Genomic DNA, 22,195 nt, shown 5'->3' on the forward strand with positions numbered 1-22,195 from the left:
ATTAGTGATTGTACTCACTTAACTCAGTGTCCAAAACTGCTGGTGCGGATCACTAGGCCATAAGCTGCTAGATAAGATAGATAAGATAGAATAAGTAACGCCCCAAGACTTATAGAGAAAAAGCGAGCGGGATCACAGCATTAATGGAGTGCTGACGGATAGATACTCGTAGGCTTTTTATCATTATGTATTCCTGAGATACTGAACAAAATTCATTTTAGGGCGGAACGTTTTAATAACTGCGCTTTTCCCTGTCATTCAAACATACTGCTCGCTATAGGTTGATTGCTTTCCTGTGTAGGGTGCTATTAGCCGAGTTAGGATAAAATATTTTATGAGTACAATGGGAATCGCAATTGGTGCGACCGCTCTTTCGTTAATACTTATTGCTGTTTGGTTGGTCTCTTTGTCGCTAAGAAAAAAGCGCTTGGAACAAGAACGTAAAGCTCGCGCCGTCGCTTACCGAAAAGCGATTGAAAAAGCACGTATCCAAGAGCAAAAAGATCGTCAATTTAAGGCTGAAACAGGGCATGTGCCGTCGATTCTGTATTTGGCGAAAGAGGCCGAACGAGTCAATCTTAAGGAAGCTCTGTATTGGTACGATAAAGCTGCCCATTTAGACAATGTCAACGGCATGTACGGCATTGTGCGTCTGAGTATGAAGTGCAAAGAAGACCTAATTTTAAGAGAAAAGGCCAATTTTTGGCAGTTAGCGATATCAGCACTGGATAATGATCCGCTTGCAAAATTCGAGGTGGGTAAAGCACTCGTGTTTGGTCGCGGAGTTGAGAAAAACCTTCCGAAAGGCAGCGCCTATATTGAAGAGTCTGCAGTTAGTGGTAACACCGAAGCGATGCTTTTCATGGGGGATTGGTGTTTAGATAGAGAGAACCCAGATTATTCTCCAGAAAGCTCTTTCATGTGGTACAGAAAAGCGGCTGAAAAGAATAGCCTAGACGGAAAAATCAAATTGGGTATGAGCTATTTGAACGGTGTTGGTGTTGTCGCTAATCATCGTGAAGCGGTTTACTGGTTTGAAACGGCAGCTGAAAAAAACTGTGCAGAAGCGATGTTTAAAGCCGGTGAGGCGTGGATTGACCATGGTGAGCACGGCAATGCTATCGCGTATATCTGGTTATTCTTATCGGCTCATTTTGGCTATGCGGATGCGAGGTATTTGAGAGATAAAGTTGGTGGGGATCTTGGTGTTGATGCCGTTGTGGGGTTACAGGCTCTGACTAAGCCAATAATGACCAAGTTGACGCAAGAAGCAATCACCAAGCACTCTATCGTTAAAGCGCTCAACAAGCTCTACAAACGCGATATCCCAGTACATAAGAAAGTGAAAGAAGCCTCTGACGAAGAGGGTGATGAGTTAGGTGTCGATAAGGCGGATTTGGATACTGAAGCCTCAAATGCTCAAGCTTCAAGTGCTCAAGGTTTAAATGGCAACAATCACCAACAGGCGGCTGAAAACCATGATGGTGACAAGGCAAGCGCAAATCGAGCATCACAAGATAAGCAAGCTAACTCTAATAGCGGTTCTTTGGACTTTAGCCAACCGGCAGTCGAGTCTAACTGGAAGAGCAATTAATAAACCGTGTTTATGAGTTATTACCTGTATTCTGAACATGACTGAAACGAGTAGTTCTACAATTTAAAAGATCCAACGATGTTATATGAGTGTAGATGTTATAACTGACTGTATTAAGCCGCTAAGGTGATCCGTTATTCATACGGTAGGTGTTATATCAATCGTAGTAAATAACTGGTCACCCTAGCTTGCTAAAACACTCGATAACTGCGTTAGTATTTTTGATCACTTACTTACTGTGATTGGTATTATTGACTGCGGCGGGTAAAGCACTCAAACAAAAAAAGGGAAGCATCTGCTTCCCTTTTTGTTTATGTACGATTTGCTTTTTAGAGCTTAGAGCTTAGAGCTTAGAGCTTAGAGCTCAGAACTGTTTAGGTTCAGAGCAGCTAAAGGCTTATTGCTCTTTGTTTTGCTCGGCTTTACATACAGCAGCAGTGAACACTACGTCTGTTGAGCTGTTAAGCGCCGTTTCAGCTGAATCTTGAATCACACCGATAATGAAACCAACCGCTACAACCTGCATCGCTACATCGTTTGAAATACCGAATAGGCCACACGCTAGCGGGATAAGCAGTAGTGAACCGCCAGCAACACCCGATGCGCCACATGCTGAAACTGCAGCAACAAGGCTTAGTAGAATCGCAGTGAAGATATCAATCTCAATACCCATAGTGTGTACAGCAGCAAGCGTTAACACAGTAATGGTGATTGCAGCGCCTGCCATGTTGATCGTTGCGCCTAGAGGAATCGATACAGAGTAAGTATCTTCGTCTAGCTTTAGCTTCTTACAAAGGTTCATGTTCACTGGGATGTTTGCAGCGCTTGAACGAGTGAAGAATGCCGTTACACCAGATTCACGAATACATTGCAGTACAAGTGGGTATGGGTTTTGTTTTGTTTTAATAAATACAAGCAGTGGGTTAACCACAAGTGCGATGATCAGCATTGAGCTTAGTAGTACTGCTAGTAGTTGACCGTAGCTTGCCAGTGCATCGAAGCCTGTTGTTGCGAATGTTGCAGAAACAAGACCGAAGATACCGAATGGCGCAAGGCGAATAATGAAGCGAACAATGTGTGAAACACTGTGGCTTAGGTCTTCGAAAACCGCTTTGGTTGTTGCAGATGCGTGGTGCAGAGCAAGACCAAGACCGATTGCCCAAGCAAGAATACCGATGTAGTTCGCATTCATTAGTGCGCTAACTGGGTTGTCTACAAGCTTGAATAGAAGCGTATGAAGAACTTCTGCAATACCTTGAGGAGGGTTAGCACCTTCAGCGCCAGCAACCAGTGTCAAGGTGGTTGGGAACATGAAGCTCAGTACTACAGCAGTCAGTGCAGCAGAGAACGTACCAATCAGGTAAAGCACAATGATTGGACGCATATGAGTATGCTGACCTTTCTTTTGGTTTGCGATAGAAGCTGCAACAAGAATGAATACTAAAATTGGGGCAACAGCTTTCAGAGCACCAACAAACAGGCTACCTAATAGGCCTGCATCTTGAGCTGCTGAAGGAGAAACCATGGCGAGAACGACACCGAAAACAATACCAGCAAGGATCTGTAGAACGAGATTTCCACGAGCGATGCGGGCGAGCATGTTGTGATTTTGCATAAAATACCTGCAATTGTTAATTTATTATAGTGATGTATCTTTTTATGAAGTTGTACCAAATCCAACTATACACTAGCGGAATTGGCGGTCATATTAGCGGGATCTAACAGGGTGTCTAGGGATAGTTTACTTTTAGGGTTATTGTTTGCGCTATGTGGTGTTTTTAGAGCTAAATGTTAAACAAATGTATTTTGATTGAGCTATAAATCTGCTGATTCTCATTTGATAGATTCAAAACACTGCAAATGTAGAAATGTAAACGGCTATAGGAAAGAACATTGTGTGCATAAATAACCGCACCATTATCAAATTGAAACAAAAAGCCCCACGTGATTAACACGATGGGGCTCATTGTCTTAAATTAAAGTTATCTTAAGTTAGGTTATCTTAAATACAGCTTATAGCCGTTAACCTTAAACCTTAGTCAGACGCTTTTTTAAGATTGCGGCCTTCTGATTGTACGGTTTTGTACATCTTGAAAAGCTGCTTATTGCTGGCGCGTTGTTCCGCTAACGAGGCGCCATTTCGGGCTTGTTCTCGCAATAACTTTCGATAGTTAGTAAATCGTCGCTCAGACAATTCTCCACTTTCAATCGCCTTGCGTATCTTGCACCCCGGTTCTGATTCATGATGACAATCAGAGAATCGGCAATGCATGGCTAACTCTTCGACATCAGAAAAGGTTTCACTCACGCCTTCAGCGCAGTCAGCAAGTTGTAGCTCTCGCATTCCTGGAGTATCGAGTAGTAAGCCGCCCGATGTTAGCAGGTGGAGCGATCGTGATGTGGTTGTGTGTCGGCCTTTGCTATCGTCTTCACGAATGCCACCTGTGGCTTGTTCAGCCTCACCAAGTAATGAGTTGACTAAGGTAGATTTACCCACACCGGATGAACCCATTAAAGCCACAGTCTTGCCCGTTTTACACCAAGGCGACAAAACTTGAGTTGAGTCTTGGTCTAGGCTATTCACCGCTTCGATCATCAGCATAGAATCTAAGCTTTGCACTTGTTGTACTTTGTCTTCGTAGTCATCACACAAGTCTTTCTTGGTGAGTACGATAACGGCTTCAACCTGTGCTTCATTGGCGAGCGCTAGGTAGCGTTCAATACGGCTTAGATTAAAGTCGTTATTTAACGAAACCACGATAAAAACCGTGTCGATGTTAGCTGAGATATATTGTTCAGCGACACGGCTACCTGCAGCTTTACGGCTGAAGAGTGATTGACGGTCTAATAAACGGCCGAATTGCAGTTCAGAGTTCAAGATTACCCGTCGCCTACCGTCATTGAGGGTTGGTTTTGATGGATAGGGAGAGCGATTTCGCCTTGTTCTGACGCTAGTGTATAGCCGCTGCGATGGTGCGCAGTAATACGAGCAATGACGGATTGGTCATAGTCTTCGAGTGTCAGTTGTTGTTGGAATACAGGTTGCCATCCAAGTTGTTGAAGTGACATTGGATTAGAAAATGCGTTTTGTGAATTCATGTCTATTTACCCAGACGTGCGAGCTTTCTTTTCTTGTGAGAGCATTAAAGTATTATCACTGCATTAAAGTCTTATGAGAGCATTAACTTCTTGTGAGCTCTCTTATTGTTGATGAGATCAAAAGAGTTAATGAGACCAAAAAGCGTTGCTGAGATTAAAAGCGTCGAGACGCCAAAAATGTTTTGAGTTTGGGTCGAATTCAAATAGATAGGACCCCGGATTGAGTCATGCTTTACAGGCATGCAGGAATTGATCACTTACGATCAATAGTAAACCGGGTAAAAGTGTGCGGTCGTCAAAGAGTGACGATAAATTGGTCGATCGGTATTTAAGTTGGATTAACCAAACAAGTTAACGCGTTACTTTTACTGCCAGTTTTAGTGTCTTCATTACAATCATCTTCTATTCTCCTTGGTTATTAATGTGGTCAGGCTTTGAATAAAAAGCGAGCTCAGTTTAGCAAAAAGCCACGATGGCGAGAAGTCATCGTGGCTTAAATTATTTCATCGATAGTGAATCTGATTAATGATGATCGTGATTCATCTTTTTCATGCCGCTCATCACTTTCTTCACTGGCGCATCAAAGGTCTGTGTTTCACCGTTTGCGAAGGTCAGTGTCATTTTGATTTGTTCACCTTCTTTTAGGCTGCTTTTTAAGTCAAACAACATGATGTGTAAGCTACCTGGTTTAAGTACAGCTTTACCATTTGCAGGGATGGTGATCGCTTGAACTTGACGCATCTTCATTACGTCGCCATCAACGATAACATCATGAAGTTCAACCTTTCCTGCTGCTGATGTTGTTGCAGAAACAATAGCGCGATCTTTATCGCTATGGTTCATCAGAGTCGTGAATACCGCGCTGTTCACTGCTGAAGGCGGGGTTGCGCGCGCGTACGCGTCATGAACCATAATGTCGTTATTCGCTTGAGCAAGAGGAGTGAGCAATAAGCCTGCTAGAGCAAGTGCTTTTAACTTCATGTTGTTGTCCTTAATTTTTTGTTTTGGTCTGGGACCTGACTTTTTGTTCGAACTTTATTCGTTAAGTTCTTTATTTTTGTACACGTTGTTTCTCGTCGCTGATGACTTGGTACGTTAGCGCGTTAATGTGTTAATAGCTTCAACAATTGGCGCTGGCGTTAACGTATGCGGCACTTTGGTAATCAGCGTGCCATCGGGTTTTAAAAAATAGAAATATGAGCTGTGGTCTAGGGTGTATTCCAACTCTGAACCTTCAAGCTTGGTCTTTCTAAAAATAACACCGTAGTTGTGTGCAAGCGTTGTTGTCACATCTAACGGGCCACTTAATCCTTCCATCATTGGGTGGAAGTATTGTGCGTATTCGTATGAGGCTTCAGCGGCATCACGTTCTGGATCGAGAGAAACAAACATCGGGCGAATCTTGGATTTTGCTTCATCAGAAATCTGGTTAAGTGCTCCGGCTAACATTGCTAGAGAAGTAGGGCACACATCTGGACAACGTGTGAAACCAAAATAAACGATACGAATTCTGTCATCGGTTTGGTCAAAGATTTCAGTTGGCTGGTTATCTTTACCGAAAAGGATTGTCGTGGAGAATTGTTGTTTTGCCGCGTGTTGTTTTTGAGCTTCGTTTTGCCCATCAAGATAACTTTTAACGCCAAAGCCAAGGACAAAAGCGACAACCAATGCTAACGACCAATTTCTACTCATCTTGCCATCCTTATTGCCGGATTTACAGTATCGACACCATCAGTGAGCTCACCGATCCATGTCATCTTGTCTAAAGTACATACAGGTAAAATTACATCACCTTCATAGGTATTATTGTCAATGTTTTTTAATTGAAAACGTGCCGAGCCCATTTCCATCTCTAAACCTGTAAGCGACAGCATTAATGTGTCAGAGGCTGCGCCTTCCCACACTACTTTGATTTTGGTGGGAGCCAGAGGTTGAGCCGTCTCGCGATCAAGTGTCATCGTAACTGTATTTTGCTCACACGATGTGGTGGAAAGCATGCAGTAATCATCTAAGTTAACTTCAGCAGAGGCTCGCTCCATCGCTGATTCAAATTGCTGAATTGCTTGCGGCCCATAAAAGCCTGCCACGAGAGCGATCCCAAGAGCAGCAACCTTTAATGCAGAGTGCATGTCGTGTTCTCATCTAATTTTATAAGAGCGGCGATGTTATCATATCCCTCAATATGTGCTTGTATCAAAAAGTAATTTTGTGCGTATGGTAGAACTAAAAAAGCGAAGCCATTGGCTTCGCTTTTGTCTGTGTCATAGGGGCGTGAGCTTAGTCTTTCTAAGCATTATCCGTTCTAAACGCTTTCCAGAAGTTGGCTGAATGATTAGTCAGCGTTGCGCTCTGCAAATTTCTCTAACCCAAGGACCAGAGCAATCGCTACAAGCATCATCACAATAGCCATTACTAGCTGTGAAGGTTGAGAAGTGACGGCTTCAAAATCAAACGGTGACAAGTTTTCTTGAATCAGAGGAACTTGCTCACCTTTAGAGTTTGTACGCCAGCTGATCGTTTCTTTCCACGGCCAAATCTTCGGCAGTGTACCGATCATCAAACCAGTCAAGAATACTAATGTGAAGTCGCGGAATGAGCGCAATAGCCAAGACAGTACATGTGAGAAAGTCAGCAGTCCGATCACACAGCCCGCAAGGAATAGCGCAAGTACATCGACTTGAAATGATTTAACGGCGCCAAGCACGGGGCCATACATGCCAATCAGGAGCAGAATAAAGCTGCCTGAAATACCGGGTAAAATCATCGCGCAGATAGCAATCGCACCCGCAATCAATACGTTGATGCTGGTTGGCTCCATTTGCAGCGGTTTAAGCACGGTAATGCTATAAGCGAAAGCAACGCCAAGCAGCAAAAACACGAAGCGAATCATATCGCGTTTCTCTACTTGCTTAAGAATATGGAAAACCGACACCAAGATCAGGCCGAAGAAGAAAGACCACAGTGGAACAGGGTGGGTGACTAATAACCAAGAAATCAATTTTGCGAATGTCGTAATGCTCGTGAATACGCCCGCGAACAGTGAAATTAGGAAGAAACCATTGATGTGATTAAACGCGGCTTTGAAGCCTTCGCGTTTCCATAAGCCAAGTACGCTAGGGTTAATTCTGCGAATGCTTTCTAGCAGCGTATCGTAGATACCAGTGATGAATGCGATGGTTCCGCCCGACACGCCAGGAACAACGTCTGCTGCGCCCATTGCCATGCCTTTGAAAAAAGTACTTAAGTAGTTCATTGCTTCATAGAGTTGAGGATGATTTTGTGCAGTATACAAACTTTAGTGTAAAAAAAGTATGAATATGCCTTTGGCGAGGTGCTTTATTACCTCTTTAATTGTAAGGCAATACGTTGATGTGAACATCTGCCTTACATTTAAAATACAACTGCTTGGCGTCTTATTATTATCGGCTTCAGTGAAACTTGTTTTCTATCGATATTGCATCTTGGTTGCATTATGCAAATGCACTTTGCAATTCGCATCATGAATTAGAGGTTTTTATGCGATGCAGGGCGTATAAAACGGCTGAATTAAAGTTGGCACGCTAACTGCATTATATACATTGACCCTTCTTAAGCCGAGGGTTACCTAGCCAACTGACGTTGTTAGTGAACTTATGATTTGTTCACAAATATATAGAGCCAATCGCGATTATTGCGGTTGGCTATTTTTTTGTCTGTCGTTTGGCTCTTTATGATCAGTTATCTGCTATTAACCCCATGCTCCAAACGAAAAAAAAGCCAGTCACCATCGGCGACTAGCTTAAGCTTTTCTCGAATTAATCTCGAATCGTTTAGTACCCCATCAACTGCAGTAAATTCTCCGCTGTGCTGATCGCTTCTTTGCGGTTAGCAATGTTTAGCTTTTGGTAAAGGTTACGGATGTGAGTCTTGATGGTGGTACCTGCTACATCGAGTTCTTGAGCTATCTGCTCGTTACTGAACCCTGAATAAATCAAACCAAGTACTTGCCATTCACGCTGGGTGAGTGGGCTTGTGCGCACAAGTTCAGGAATGTTTGGGTGATTGACTAAGTTTTCAACAAAGTCTTCATCAAAGTGAACCGAGCGGCTGCGTTGGGTGGTCGAGATATCTTTCATGATCTGTTGAGCGCGATGGCGTTCTAAGTCACCTAAGCCAGGCTTGTTGCTCAACTTATCCAAGATATGTCCGATAGTCCCGCCGTCTACTAAGAAGTTGCCGACCATACCGGTTTGGTTAGTCATATGAAGCGCTTCTTCAAGTAGCACGCGTGCGCTGTCTTCATCGTTAATTTGTGTACGTAACACGGCTTCAACGATCAAGTTTCGGTTGGTGTCTGTAATCAGGTGTGAACGCTGGGCTTCACTCTTAAGGAACGTCAGCGCTTCTTCCGCTTCTTCATACTGCTCGAGAATGATGTGAGCGCGAACGATGTTTCTCCATTGCAGTTGGCAGAAGTGGTTGCTTGCCGATTCAGGTCGAACAGCCACATTCAACCAATCACGTATCGCCTCTTTATTGCCTTTTACTTGCCAAAAAAGAATCAAAGAAAGAGAAGCGTTCGCCGTCCAGTCCACGTGGTAAGTCGATTGACGCAAAAGGTGCTGAATTTGGTCGATAAACTTAGATGCTTTATCAATTTCACCGCGACTCAGTGAAATACGAGCCAACATTGAATAACTGTGAAGGTGCTTACTTGGCGAATGGTGACCAAGGATATCCAAGCCTTTGTAACAGCACTCTTCCGCTTCATCTAATCGGTTCCAACACCAGAATATTTGAGCTCTAACACGCAGTAAGAATTCATGCAGAGGCACGTATTTTAGCTGGTGTTCTTCGATCAATTTGAACGCACTGTCTTGCAGCTCGAATGCCGCTTGAACGTAACCCTGTGCAATTAAGATCTCGCTCTGTTGTAGAATCGCCCAAAGCGCTTGGTGGTAAACTTGGTACTGGCGTGCAAGTTTTTCTGTTTGCTGCATCATCGGCAGTGCACGGCTCAAGTTGCCCATTACGTGATTGACTTCACCAACAACAGACGTGGCGACAATTCGGCTACGATAAACGGTGGTGTTCAGCTGACTTAGCGAAAGCTCTGCCAATTCTAAGGCTTTTTCAGGTTCATTACTGTTAATCGCAACTTGCGCGCGTAGGGCGTTGTATTGCCCTTGCTGTTGAGTGTCGAGTTCAATATTTCGAGCTTGATATTGTGTTTCAGCCTCTTCCAATAATGTCCCTACTTGTTCGTAGCGGTGCTGACTTTGTGCTAGCCAAGCTCGTAACATGGACAGTTTAGGGGCGCTGTAAAGTTGATCCGTAGTCAGTTGCTTGATCGCCATCTCTAACGAGGAAAGCTCGCCTTGGTTGAACATCGGCCAACCGTGGTCTGTCAGTATTTGAATGATCAGTTCTGGGTCTTCAGCGCGCTGTGCATGGCGTAGTGCTTGGTGTGGTGTGTCTTGTTTAATCCACGCCTTCGCGGCACTTCGGTGCAACTCTGCTTCTTGTTGAGGGATTCGAGCTTGACGCTCATGTGCCAAAAATTCACCAAACAGGTTATGGAAACGATACCAGTTCTTTTCGCCTTCAAGCGGGTAGATGAATAAACCGAATCGATTTAATGATTCGATCATACCCAGTGCGTCTTCACGCTGCGTTAGCGCACAAACCAGTTCGTCGTTGAAGTGGTCAAGCACTGAACACTGCATCAAGAACTGTCGAGTTTCTTTGTCTAACAGGTCGAAAACCTCTTCAACCAAGTAGTCCCAAAGATGGGCTTGATTAAAGTGGGAGAAGGACTCAGCAGACTGCGCCAGCGTGCGTTTTTGATGTTGGGCTTGTAGCGCAATAAGTTGAAGTGCAGAAGGCCAACCCTCTACATAGGTACAAATACTGTCTGCCGTTGTGTCATCAATACCATCGGCAACACGCTGATTAAAAAAGCGCGTCGTCTCTTCGGTATCAAAAGCCAGCGAGTCATTACCTAATTCGATCATTAAGTCTCGAACGCGCAGGTTTGCCGTACCTAGGGGTGGTGTACCACGACTGGTTACAACTAGCGTGAGATTGTCGGGCATGTGTTTGAGGAAAAAGCGCATTGCTTCTTGAATGTCATCATTGTTGACTAAATGGTAGTCGTCTAAAACAAGAAAACATTCATGATGATAGTCCGACATCTCGGCGAATACTTCGCTCAATAAAGAATGCAGCGATGAAAACTGTCGTTTCTCTGCCAGTTTTTGGGCATTGGGACAGGAATTTTGAGTCGCTTTATTGAGTGATTGGAGTAGGTAGTTGATAAAACGGAAGGCATCGTTGTCACTATCATCGATGCTGTACCAACCCACATTCGGCTTATCTAACAGCCACTGTGCAGCCATGGTGGTCTTGCCATAGCCCGCAGGAGAACGGAACAATACAAGCTTATAGCAATCTGCGTTCTGGAGCAGATCGAGAACCCTAGGTCGTAGGATTGCATTATGTAAGCGGCCGGGACGAGTCAGTTTCGAAGGGATCCACATGTCGAAGTTTTTCACCTATTCCGTGGCGTATGTTTTGGGGATTCTAAAACCGTAAAAGAGTTGCCCAATCACATCTGCCTAATTACTTAAGTCTGTGCTTATGTTACGTGAAGAAAAATGGCACCGACTATGATTCTCCTCAGAAACCTTGCGGTCTTGCATGTTTTTGGCTTTCTACGCCCTTAATTTGAGACTTTGCTCACGTTGCGTGGTGGTTTGTGAATGTGACTTTGTTCGGTCTTACACTGAGATTTATGCAAAAGATGAGATATGGAAAATAATTTCGTGATCTCAAGCTCAGATTTGCTAATCAGTTTATTCCGGTTAAATAAAACTCACATCAATTAACGTTAAGTTATCGAACGGGAGCTTGTGATCTTAGTCACTCCAACTTTTTGTTCGAAGTTAGAACATGAGAGTCAGATCACTAACCTTACATCGGTACGCCCCCTACGCCCTCTCATCTACTCCTAGTTAGTCGTATTAACGGGAGGATGTTTAGTTAATGGTGACCATGCACGATATGTCACAGATGAATTAGAACTATTAAAAGCGAGATTTCTGAAATGAAACCAACTCAGCAAAAAACTTTCGATAAAGTGTCGTTCCAAGAAAGCGTTAAAAAGCATTTATCTGCAACTTACGCAACAACGATTGAAACAGCAGATAGCCGCGCATGGTACCTAGCAATGGGGCGTGCGCTAGCAGAATTGACAACATTTGATCTGCTAGAAACTGAAAATGATGAAAAAATCAAAAACGCGAAGAGCGTTAACTACCTTTCATTAGAGTTTTTGATTGGTCGTCTAACAGGTAACAATCTGATCAGCATGGGTCTGTACGAACAGATTACTCATGCAATGGAAGAGCTAGGCCAAAACCTAACTGACCTTCTAGAAGAAGAACGCGACCCATCGCTAGGTAATGGTGGTCTTGGTCGTCTTGCTGCATGTTTTATGGATTCTTGTGCTGCACAAGAGTACCCAACAGTAGGCTACGGTCTTCACTATGAATACGGCCTATTCAAACAGTCTTTCCAAGATGGTCGTCAACAAGAAGCACCAGACGCATGGCGTGGTGTTGAAGGTTACCCATGGGAAGTCGCTCGTCCAGAGCTAGCACAACACATTGGTTTTTACGGTCATGTAGAAGTTGAATTCATCGACGGTAAAGAAGTTCGTACTTGGGTTCCAGGTATGGAAGTAAAAGCAATGCCTTGGGATCTACCTATCGTAGGTTACGAGTCAAACACGGTTTATCCATTGCGTCTTTGGGAATGTCAGGCAATTGCACCATTCTCACTAGCAAGCTTTAACAACGGTGATTACTTCGAAGCGCAACACTCGCTAATCGATGCAGGTAACATCACTAAAGTACTTTACCCGAACGACAACCACGAGAAAGGTAAGACACTGCGCCTAATGCAGCAGTACTTCCACTCAGCAGCGTCTGTTCGCGATATTCTACGTCGTCACGAAGCAGCAGGTTTCTCTCTAGAAGATCTGCCTAAACAAGAAACGATTCAGCTTAACGATACGCACCCAACGATTGCGATTCCTGAGCTAATGCGCATCCTGATCGACGAGAAAGGTCTATCTTGGGATCAAGCATGGGAAATCAGTGCACATACGTTCGCTTACACGAACCACACACTACTTCCAGAAGCGCTAGAGACTTGGTCTGAATCGCTGATCAACCGTCTTCTTCCACGTCACATGGAAATCATTTTTGAAATCAACCACCGCTTCATGCAAGAAGTTCGCAAGATGTGGCCTGGTGACGGTGAGAAACAAGCGAAGCTTTCTATCATCCAAGAAGGTTTCCACCGCATGGTTCGCATGGCAAACCTATGTGTGATTGGTTCTTACAAAGTAAATGGTGTAGCGGCACTTCACTCTCAACTTGTTAAGAAAGACTTGTTCCCAGAGTTCAACGAAATCTTCCCAGGTAAACTGACTAACGTAACGAACGGCATCACGCCACGTCGTTGGTTGAAGTTCTGTAACCCAGGTCTATCTAATCTAATCACAGGTAAGATTGGCTCTGAGTGGCCAGCAAAACTTGAGCAGCTAGAAGGCATCGCTAAGTTTGCAACAGACGCGAAATTCCAAAAAGAATTTATGGCTGTTAAGAAAGAAAACAAACAGCGTCTTGCGGATTGGGTTCAAGAGAATATGGGTATCGAGCTAGATACTAACGCTATCTTCGACGTTCAAATTAAGCGTCTGCACGAATACAAGCGTCAGCACCTAGATTTGCTACACATTCTGTCTCTGTACCACCGTATTCTTAACGAACCTGGTTTCGAGTGTGAGCCACGCGTATGTTTCTTCGCAGCGAAAGCAGCACCGGGTTACCACCTAGCAAAAGAAATCATCTTCGCGGTTAACAAGATTGCAGAGAAGATCAACAACGATCCTCGCATTGGTAACAAGCTGAAAGTGGTATTCATTCCTGACTACCGTGTAAGCATGGCTGAAATCATCATCCCTGCGGCAGACGTTTCTCAGCAAATCTCATTAGCTGGTAAAGAAGCTTCAGGTACGGGCAACATGAAGATGGCTCTAAACGGCGCTCTAACTATCGGTACTATGGATGGTGCAAACGTTGAGATTCGTGAAGAAGTGGGTGATGAAAACATCTACATCTTCGGCCTAGAAGTTGACGGTGTTGTTGCACTGAAAGCTCAGGGTTACAACCCATACGATTACTACAATGCAGACCCACTATTGAAAGCATCTCTAGATCTACTGACTGGCGATGAGTTCACTCCAGGTCAACCCGGTCTTCTACGTGCAACGTTTGATAGCCTATTAGACGGTGGTGACCCTTACCTATGTCTTGCTGACTTCGCATCTTATGTGAAAGCACACGAAGACATGGGCACACAATACAAAGACCAAGCTGGTTGGGCTAAGAAAGCGATTCTTAACACGGCATTGGTTGGTAAGTTCACATCAGACCGCTCAATTCGCGACTACGTGAACAACATTTGGAAACTTGAAGCGGTTAACCGTTAATAGTTGCAAAGTAGCCAAGGCAGTTTCTGCCTTGGCTCAATTAGCTTGTGAGCAAATAGACGGCTTATTCAGATAGCAATGCTTACAAACTGATTGTCACAAGCTAATTGATTAGTAAAAATTAAATAGACAACCCTACAAAAATTGAAAGCGTCAGAACGTTTTCGGAGAGAGCGATGAAAGAACAGACCGTATTAAAACAAGTCGCAGAAATGGCAAATATTGCCGATAGTTACGTTAGTGCGTGGGGCGATGAAGCACAAGTATCAGAAGAGACGATTACGTCTCTATTGGCTTCATTGGGCTACGATACAAGCAGCGATGATGCACTGCTTAAATCTGCAGAAAGAAAGCACAGAAAAGATGTATTAGACCCGGTTCTTGTCTTGCGTGACGGTGAGCCAGTAGAAGTGACACTCAATCTGGGTGTGAGTGCTCGTGAAAGTGAGTTCAGCTGGCGCTTAGAAACCGAGCAAGGAGAGGTACTTGAAGGCTATCTTCAATCTCAAGTCGTTCGTGACGAGCGTGCCGAGGGTGGCCCTTTAGTGTTTGCATTGCCAAGTGATTTGGCATGGGGTTATCACAAGCTCATTGTGAGTCGTAAGCGCCGTAAGAAACCTTACGAGATGACGTTGATTATTACGCCAAAAGCGTGCTTCAAGCAGTCACCCATTGAGCAAGGCAAAAAGCTTTGGGGACCAAGTGTTCAACTGTACACGCTAAGAACTCAGCACAACTGGGGTATTGGTGATTTCGGTGACCTAAAACAGCTTGTTTCGGATATCGCGTCTCGCGGTGGTGACTTTGTTGGTCTAAACCCAATTCACTCACTGTTCCCTGCAAACCCGGAAGGTGCGAGCCCATACAGCCCGTCTTCACGTCGTTGGTTGAACGTCTTATACATTGATGTGAGTTCAGTTCCTGAGTTCGCATTAAGCGCGGAAGCGCAACAAACGGTAGGCAGCGCCGAGTTCCAGCAGCGCCTACAGAAAGCTCGTGAAGCGCACTGGGTGAATTACACTGAAGTGTCTGAGCTGAAGATGAGCATCTTACCTCTGCTATTCGCAGAATTTAAGACTCGTCATCTAGACAAAAACAGCGACCGCGCACAAGCGTTCTTAGCGTTCGTTGAAGAGGGCGGTGAAAGCCTGATGCATCAAGCGGCGTTTGATGCTCTGCACGGTGAACTGCATGCTGAAGATTCAGGTATGTGGGGCTGGCCTGTATTCCCAGAGAAATTCCGTACATTTGAAAGCCCTGCGACCCAGAAATACATCAAAGATAACCTAGATCAAGTGCATCTCTATATGTACCTACAATGGTTAGCCGATTGCCAAATCAACGATGCACAGTCTCTTGCTGAAGAGAAAGGCATGGCGGTTGGACTGTACCGTGACTTAGCGGTAGGCGTTGCAGATTCAGGCAGCGAGACATGGGCTGATGAAGGCAACCTAGTGATGGATGCGAGCATTGGTGCTCCACCGGATATTCTTGGTCCTCTAGGCCAAAACTGGGGCTTACCGCCACTAAACCCAGAAGTACTTCAAGAAACCGGCTACGACGCTTACATCAAACTACTTCGTGCCAACATGAAGCACTGTGGTGCATTGCGTATTGACCATGTTTTAGGTCTGCTGCGTTTGTGGTGGATTCCAAAGGGTGAGAACGCAACGAAAGGTGCGTACATCTACTACCCAGTGCAAGACATGCTGTCTATTCTGGCGCTTGAATCTCACCGTTACCAATGCAGCGTTATCGGTGAAGACTTAGGCACGGTACCGGATGAAATCGTAGACATCCTTGCTGATGCTGGCGTGCATTCTTACAAAGTCTTCTTCTTCGAAACATCAGAAAATGACGGTGGTTTTATTTCTCCGAAGCACTACGCGTCACAATCGATGGCAGCACTGTGTACTCACGATATGCCAACGCTTCGCGGCTTCTGGCACTGTGATGACTTGAAAATGGGTCAAGAGATTGGTTTATACCCAGACGCACAACAGCTAGAAACTTTGTTCGATAACCGCTTGGAGTGCAAGCAAGGTATCTTAGACTCAGTGGCATGGCACGGCTTCCTACCTGAAGGTGTTGGGCGTGATGCAAGTCAAGTGCCGATGGATTCTTATCTTGCTGAAGCGCTTCAGTTGCACGTTGCGGCTGGTGGCTCAACACTCCTGAGTGTTCAGTTGGAAGATTGGCTAGAGATGGATAAGCCCGTTAACATCCCTGGTACGGTCGATGAGTACCCTAACTGGCGTCGTAAACTATCAATGAACTTGGACGAAATCTTCGCTCATGAAGGCGTGAATCGTATCGCATCTAAGCTAACTGATGTACGAGAAAAAGCAGCTAAGTAATGGAGTCGAGTGGCTTGAAAAGAGGTGGTTTTTTGCTTACGCCGTACGAAACTACAACCTCGGTCACTCAATATTGAATGCTCATCTGGTAGAATAAACCGTCGTTATATTGCCCGCACTAATAGCGGGCATTTTTGTATTATGTTTTTTGGATGTTTGGTTAGGGAGAAGCGTTTTGGAACTAAGTTCGATTTCAAAGCAAAAACAAATATATACCCAACTATCACAGGCTTGCTTCACAGATCCATTTGCGTTTTTAGGGCCATACTTACCTTCTGAACAAGGTTCATTACGAGTGTGGATTCCTGGGGCAGATAAAGTCGAGTTGATTGTTGGAAAGGAACCTCGTATTAAGTTAGCGCGAGAGGGTGAAAGTGGTTTCATTCTTAAGCAAGAAAGAGACTTACGTTTTACTCACTACAAGCTTGCGGTTGATTGGAATGGAGTAGAGCAGATCATCGATGATCCATACCAATACCATGATCTGTACGCGAGTTATGAGGATCTTCATACACCTAAAGATATGTATCATCACATGGGAGCTCAGTTTATTACGCTAGAGCGTGATGGACAGACGATTTCAGGCACGCGTTTCTTGGTGTACGCACCGCATGCAACAGCGGCTAGCTTGGTGGGTAACTTCAACGCTTGGGATGGTCGTCGCCACCCAATGCAGCGTCTAGATTATGGTATGTGGGGCTTATTTATTCCTGATCTGGAAGAAGGCGCACAATACAAGTTTGAATTAAAAGGGCCTGATGGCGAAGGCTTGCCACATAAAGCTGACCCATGGGGTTTCTACTCTGAGCAGTACCCATCATTTTCATCTGTGACTTACGATCACGCTCGCTACCAGTGGCAAGATTCTCAATGGCAGAATCGCCCAGTGACGCAAAAGCGCAAAGAAGCCCTTTCATTCTATGAATTGCATGCCGGCTCTTGGAAGCGCAATGCTGAAGGTGAATTCCTAAACTACCGTGAGCTAGCGGCAGAGCTAATCCCATATCTAACGGATCTCGGTTACACACACGTAGAGTTGATGCCGGTTTCAGAGCACCCGTTTTACGGCTCTTGGGGTTATCAGCCAATAGGCTTGTTTGCGCCAACAAGTCGTTTTGGTTCTCCAGATGATTTCAAATTCTTCGTCGACCAATGTCACCAAGCCGGTTTAGGTGTTGTTCTGGACTGGGTTCCTGCACACTTTCCAAGTGATGATCACGGCTTAGCTAACTTTGATGGAACGCCTTTGTTCCATGATCCAGATCCACGCCGTGGTTGGCACCAAGATTGGAACTCGTACATTTACGACTTAGGTAAAGAGCATGTTCGTCGCTTCTTAGTAGCAAATGCATTGTACTGGTTCGAACAATTCCATATCGATGGCATTCGTGTTGATGCTGTTGCTTCGATGTTGTACCTCGATTACTCGCGTAGCCATGATCAATGGATTCCGAATGTAGACGGCGGCAATGAAAATTACGACGCCATCGCAACCCTTAAGTGGATGAACGAAGAAGTGTACAAACACTTCCCGAATGCGATGACAATTGCTGAAGAATCGACGGCTTTCCCGGGTGTTTCAGCACCAACCTTTATGGGCGGTTTAGGCTTCGGTTTTAAGTGGAACATGGGTTGGATGCACGATAGCTTGTCTTACATTCAAGAAGATCCAATCAACCGTAAATATCACCACGATACGATTACCTTCCCGTTGGTTTATGCTCACAGCGAAAACTACGTATTGTCTCTGTCTCACGATGAGGTGGTTTACGGTAAAGGCTCTATCCACAACAAGATGCCGGGTGATGAGTGGCAGCAAACGGCTAACCTACGCGCTTACATGGGTTACATGTATGCACAACCGGGTAAAAAGCTGAACTTCATGGGCGCTGAATTCGGTCAAACGGCTGAATGGAATCATGATGATCAACTGCAGTGGTTCTTGTTGGAATATGAACGCCATCAAGGTGTTCAACGCTTAACGAAAGATTTGAACAATCTATACCGCTCTGAGGCGGCAATGCACGATCTTGATTTCGACCCGAAAGGTTTTGAATGGCGTCTACAAGATTCTGCTGAAGCAAGTATCTTAGCTCATGAACGTATTAGTGAGTTGGGTGAACGAGTATTGGTTGTTTCTAACTTTACGCCCGTTCCTCATGAGCGTTTCCGCTTAGGTGTTCCAGCCCAAGGCCAGTACTCGCTATTGCTGAATACTGACTCGGCTGATTACGCAGGCAGCGGTTTTGAAGTGAAGCAGGTTGCTCAGGTTGAATCAATAGCAAGCGAAGGTTTGGATACGTCGATTGAGCTGCGTTTGCCACCACTATCAACGGTGTTTTACAAATTAAACTAATAACAATCACAGTAAGTAAGTGATCACAAAGACGACAAAGGGAGCCCTGAGGCTCCCTTTTTTTGTTTCGATTTTCACTCTAAAACGGCTTGAATTTCGTTAAGTAGAACATTATACAGCACGTTATTTAAGCGATGCTTTCAATGAAAAACCTAAAATGGATACCAGAATAATTGTGGTTCTAAAACACGCTTTACGATCGCTAACACAACGATAAAGGCGATAACCATTAGCCAAACATAATCGATACGTTTCAAAGGCGCATAGCTATACCAAGTCCGTGACTTATGTCTGCCAAAACCTCGTAACGTCATTGCGTTTGAAATCTCGTCTGCACGGTCTAAGCTAGAAAAAATGAGCGGACCTAGAACCTTAGCAACGTTTTTGATGCGAGTGAGTAAAGGTGCTTTCTTCGATAGTTCAACGCCACGAGCCTGTTGCGCGTGCATGATATTGATGAAGTCTTTTTTAACTTCAGGTAAATAACGCAGTGTTAAGCTGACCGCGTAGGCGATTTTGTATGGAACGCCAATACGGTTGAGGCTTGCGGCAAACTCGGTCGGGTGCGTGGTAAAGACGAATATTAACGCTATCGGGAACATGCTCATGTATTTGAGCGTGACAGTGATTAAATAAAACAGAGTCTCTTGGCTCAACGAGTAGTTACTCGGCAGTGTCAGCAATAGAGTCTCGCTGCCGATGAGCTCTGTACCTTGCTGTGGAGCAAGCAGATACATGAACAAAGCATTTAGGCTTAATAACTCACCGTTCCCAATAACAAAGGCTTATAAACGCGCACAGGCACATTGGTGAGCTTTAGCAGGAATAAACCAGTCACAATAAGCAACGCGATCAATCTCAGGTCGAACGTAGTTAAAACCACAGTGACCCAAGCGAGAAAAAGTACAAATTTAGTGATGCCGTTCAGTGCGTGTAACGGTGATTTGGTATCAATGTAATTGATGCCAAATTTTACTTTTGATGCATTCATAGCGAGCTTCTCTCGTCGTCGATGAAGTACTGCATAAAAGCGTTGGTGTCGTCGATTTTCATTATAGTCGCAAGTTCATAAATGCTGGTAGTACAAAGGTTCGCACGTTCTAAAAGCGATGGCTGACTAAACACTTCCGTCATGGCTGCATTAGCAATTAACTTACTGTCTGCGATTACGATCGAACGTGTGGTGTATTCTAGAACCAAGTGCATGTCGTGTGAGATGATCACAACAGTAATGCCCAAATCTCGGTTAAGCTTTTGGATGAATGCCAGCATCGATGTGTAGTTACGGTAGTCTTGGCCTGCTGTTGGCTCATCTAAGATGAGGAGTTCAGGCTCCAACACTAAGATAGACGCGATCGTTACACGCTTTTTCTGACCATAGCTCAGAGCTTCAATGGGCCAGTGGCGGAACTTACTTAACCCGCAAAGCTCAAGAACGTTCTCTACTTTTTCTGTGATCAGTTGTTCTGCAATACCTCGGTTACGAAGACCAAAAGCAATCTCATCAAAAATCATATGATGTGAGATCATATGATTCGGGTTCTGCATCACCACACCGACTTTCTGGCTTCTTTCAAAGATGGAAAGTTCAGATAAGTCTTGACCATTTAGATAGGAAGAACCTGAATCAGCATCTATCACACCCATGATGAGTTTGGTGATAGTGGATTTACCCGAACCGTTCTTGCCCAAAATCGAGACAAACTCACCCTTACCAATTTTGAAACTCACATCTTCGAGTGCATTTTTTTCGCCGTCGTAAGAATAAGTTAAGCCATGAACTTCGAGTAAAGGCTGGTACTGTTTCTCTGCTACCGGTGCAGGGCGCTCAGCAAACCAAGCTTGAACTGCTGGGCGGAATCTTTTGTAATCCAAAGCTTTGAGGTTTGAAAGTTTATCTTCGTTAGTCAGAGGGGCTTTCGCTGCTTTAAGTGCAGATAAGTAGAGAGGTTCACGAATACCGTGCGTCTCAAGTAACTTGGACGCTAAGATGTCATCCGGAGTCATATCCGCGACTATTTCACCGCGCTCCATTAAGATTACACGATCGATATCTCGATGTAGAACATCCTCAAGGCGATGCTCGATAATCACGATAGTCTTGTTGGTTTCTTTATGAAGTTGGTCGATGATCTCAATCGTTGCTTTGCCCGTTTTAGGATCAAGGCTTGCTAAAGGCTCATCAAACAGCAAGATATCGACATCATCGACTAAAATACCCGCTAACGATACTCGCTGTTTTTGACCACCTGAAAGGTCATGAGGAGAGCGCTCAAGCATATCCGCTAGGTCGACCATTTTTGCTGTCGATTTAACTAACGGGTACATATCAATGTTCGACATCAACTGGTTTTCTAATGCGAACGCGATATCTTCACCGATACTTAACCCCACAAATTGGCTGTCAGTATCTTGCAATACTGTGCCGACTTGCTCGGTATAGTCGTGCATTGAAAACTCAGACACATTCTTGCCGTTGATCTCTAAAGAACCAGATACCTCACCTTTAATTGCATGAGGTATCAGACCATTGAGACACTGACCTAGCGTAGATTTACCACTACCACTTGGTCCAATAATGACGATTTTCTCTCCTTTCTCTATCCTTAGATTGATATTTTTTAGCGTCGGTTTATCCAGCGACTCATATCTAAAAGAGAAGTTCGAAAATGCTATAGTCATTAGCGTTTATGCCTCGGTCAGGTTACGGCTTTGTTTGTTACGTTTAGCGACTGATTTTAGGATCAGGAAGCCTACCACTGCGATAAGAATAGTGTTGCCCGCAGCGATGATAGACAGTTGAGTGAAGACTTTAGTAAACGGTTCTGCGTATAGGATGGTGTCTAGGAACGCGGAGCTACCATAACCCACAACGTTACCCGCAAGGGCAAGTACCACGAACAGTGCAAAATCTTTCATTGGCAGTTCACCTTGTTGAAGGCGATTCTTAGTCATCATTGGGAATAAGCCGATAACCATACCGACAATACCTGAGCCTAATACCCAAGTTAACCATACCCCCCAACCTGCGAACAAATCCGTTACCCAGTGACCGATAAAGCCAACCAAGAAGCCAACAATAGGGCCAAACAAAACAGAAAACAGTGCTAGGACTGCCATTGCTGGTTTCAATGTCGTGTTAGCAAACACTGGGACACCAAACATAGGTAAACCACCAATGCCGTACAGTGCCGCGCCAATAGCAATAACGACGACTGTTTTAGCTGAAAAGTTCATAGATAACCTCGAAT

The 22,195-nt window shown here is 44.6% G+C and carries 12 protein-coding genes and 2 pseudogenes; 4 read left to right on the top strand and 10 right to left on the bottom strand.

The window, feature by feature from the left end; genetic code table 11:
* Positions 1 to 343: 343 nt before the first annotated feature.
* The gene (locus tag ACED28_RS14060) at positions 344 to 1,594 is read left to right on the top strand and encodes a tetratricopeptide repeat protein (RefSeq protein ID WP_371710121.1); all 1,251 of its coding nucleotides are present in this window, start codon (positions 344 to 346) and stop codon (positions 1,592 to 1,594) included.
* Positions 1,595 to 1,991: 397 nt separating this feature from the next.
* Here ACED28_RS14060 and sstT read toward each other — a convergent pair whose 3' ends face one another.
* The 7 genes and pseudogenes from sstT to malT all read right to left on the bottom strand — a co-directional run bounded on the left by sstT (position 1,992) and on the right by malT (position 11,211).
* A complete protein-coding gene (gene sstT, locus ACED28_RS14065; RefSeq protein ID WP_009845849.1) occupies positions 1,992 to 3,209 on the bottom strand; it encodes a serine/threonine transporter SstT in 1,218 nt (405 codons plus the stop codon).
* Positions 3,210 to 3,629: 420 nt separating this feature from the next.
* Positions 3,630 to 4,693, bottom strand: a pseudogene (gene rsgA / locus ACED28_RS14070) (ribosome small subunit-dependent GTPase A).
* A gap of 522 nt (positions 4,694 to 5,215) precedes the next feature.
* Entirely contained in the window at positions 5,216 to 5,674 is a 459-nt protein-coding gene (locus tag ACED28_RS14075) for a copper chaperone PCu(A)C (protein WP_065678499.1), read from the bottom strand.
* Between the two features lie 114 nt (positions 5,675 to 5,788).
* On the bottom strand, positions 5,789 to 6,385 hold the full coding sequence (locus tag ACED28_RS14080; RefSeq protein ID WP_371710112.1) for an SCO family protein: 597 nt from the start codon (positions 6,383 to 6,385) through the stop codon (positions 5,789 to 5,791).
* Positions 6,382 to 6,822, bottom strand: a complete 441-nt coding sequence (locus ACED28_RS14085; RefSeq protein WP_371710113.1) for a hypothetical protein — start codon at positions 6,820 to 6,822, stop codon at positions 6,382 to 6,384. Before ACED28_RS14085 ends, ACED28_RS14080 begins: the two co-directional genes overlap by 4 nt.
* Positions 6,823 to 7,025: 203 nt before the next feature.
* Positions 7,026 to 7,946, bottom strand: coding sequence for a DUF368 domain-containing protein (locus ACED28_RS14090; protein ID WP_371710114.1), 921 nt, complete (start codon positions 7,944 to 7,946; stop codon positions 7,026 to 7,028).
* A 556-nt stretch (positions 7,947 to 8,502) separates the two neighbouring features.
* A complete protein-coding gene (gene malT / locus ACED28_RS14095) occupies positions 8,503 to 11,211 on the bottom strand; it encodes an HTH-type transcriptional regulator MalT (protein WP_371710122.1) in 2,709 nt (902 codons plus the stop codon).
* A 566-nt stretch (positions 11,212 to 11,777) separates the two neighbouring features.
* Between malT and ACED28_RS14100 the strand changes: the two genes are divergently transcribed.
* The 3 genes from ACED28_RS14100 (at position 11,778) to glgB (ending at position 18,944) form a co-directional block, all read left to right on the top strand.
* Positions 11,778 to 14,231: a glycogen/starch/alpha-glucan phosphorylase gene (locus ACED28_RS14100; RefSeq protein WP_086050576.1), complete on the top strand. Its 2,454-nt coding sequence runs from the start codon at positions 11,778 to 11,780 to the stop codon at positions 14,229 to 14,231.
* A gap of 176 nt (positions 14,232 to 14,407) precedes the next feature.
* Positions 14,408 to 16,588, top strand: coding sequence for a 4-alpha-glucanotransferase (gene malQ, locus ACED28_RS14105; protein ID WP_017096249.1), 2,181 nt, complete (start codon positions 14,408 to 14,410; stop codon positions 16,586 to 16,588).
* A 175-nt stretch (positions 16,589 to 16,763) separates the two neighbouring features.
* Positions 16,764 to 18,944 (top strand): 1,4-alpha-glucan branching protein GlgB, encoded by a 2,181-nt coding sequence (gene glgB / locus ACED28_RS14110; protein WP_017100917.1) that lies wholly within the window; start codon positions 16,764 to 16,766, stop codon positions 18,942 to 18,944.
* 152 nt (positions 18,945 to 19,096) lie between these two features.
* On the opposite strand, the pseudogene ACED28_RS14115 reads toward glgB, so the two are convergent.
* From ACED28_RS14115 to ACED28_RS14125, 3 genes and pseudogenes are all read right to left on the bottom strand, one after another.
* A pseudogene (locus ACED28_RS14115) lies at positions 19,097 to 19,935 on the bottom strand (energy-coupling factor transporter transmembrane protein EcfT).
* Positions 19,932 to 21,626 (bottom strand): ABC transporter ATP-binding protein, encoded by a 1,695-nt coding sequence (locus ACED28_RS14120; RefSeq protein ID WP_017100919.1) that lies wholly within the window; start codon positions 21,624 to 21,626, stop codon positions 19,932 to 19,934. Before ACED28_RS14120 ends, ACED28_RS14115 begins: the two are co-directional and overlap by 4 nt.
* Before the next feature lie 6 nt (positions 21,627 to 21,632).
* Positions 21,633 to 22,181 (bottom strand): ECF-type riboflavin transporter substrate-binding protein, encoded by a 549-nt coding sequence (locus ACED28_RS14125; RefSeq protein ID WP_009845837.1) that lies wholly within the window; start codon positions 22,179 to 22,181, stop codon positions 21,633 to 21,635.
* Between the last annotated feature and the right edge of the window lie 14 nt (positions 22,182 to 22,195).

Origin of the sequence: Vibrio sp. 1F253 (genome assembly GCF_041439295.1) — a bacterium.
In the GTDB taxonomy this organism is placed as follows: domain Bacteria; phylum Pseudomonadota; class Gammaproteobacteria; order Enterobacterales; family Vibrionaceae; genus Vibrio; species Vibrio tasmaniensis_A.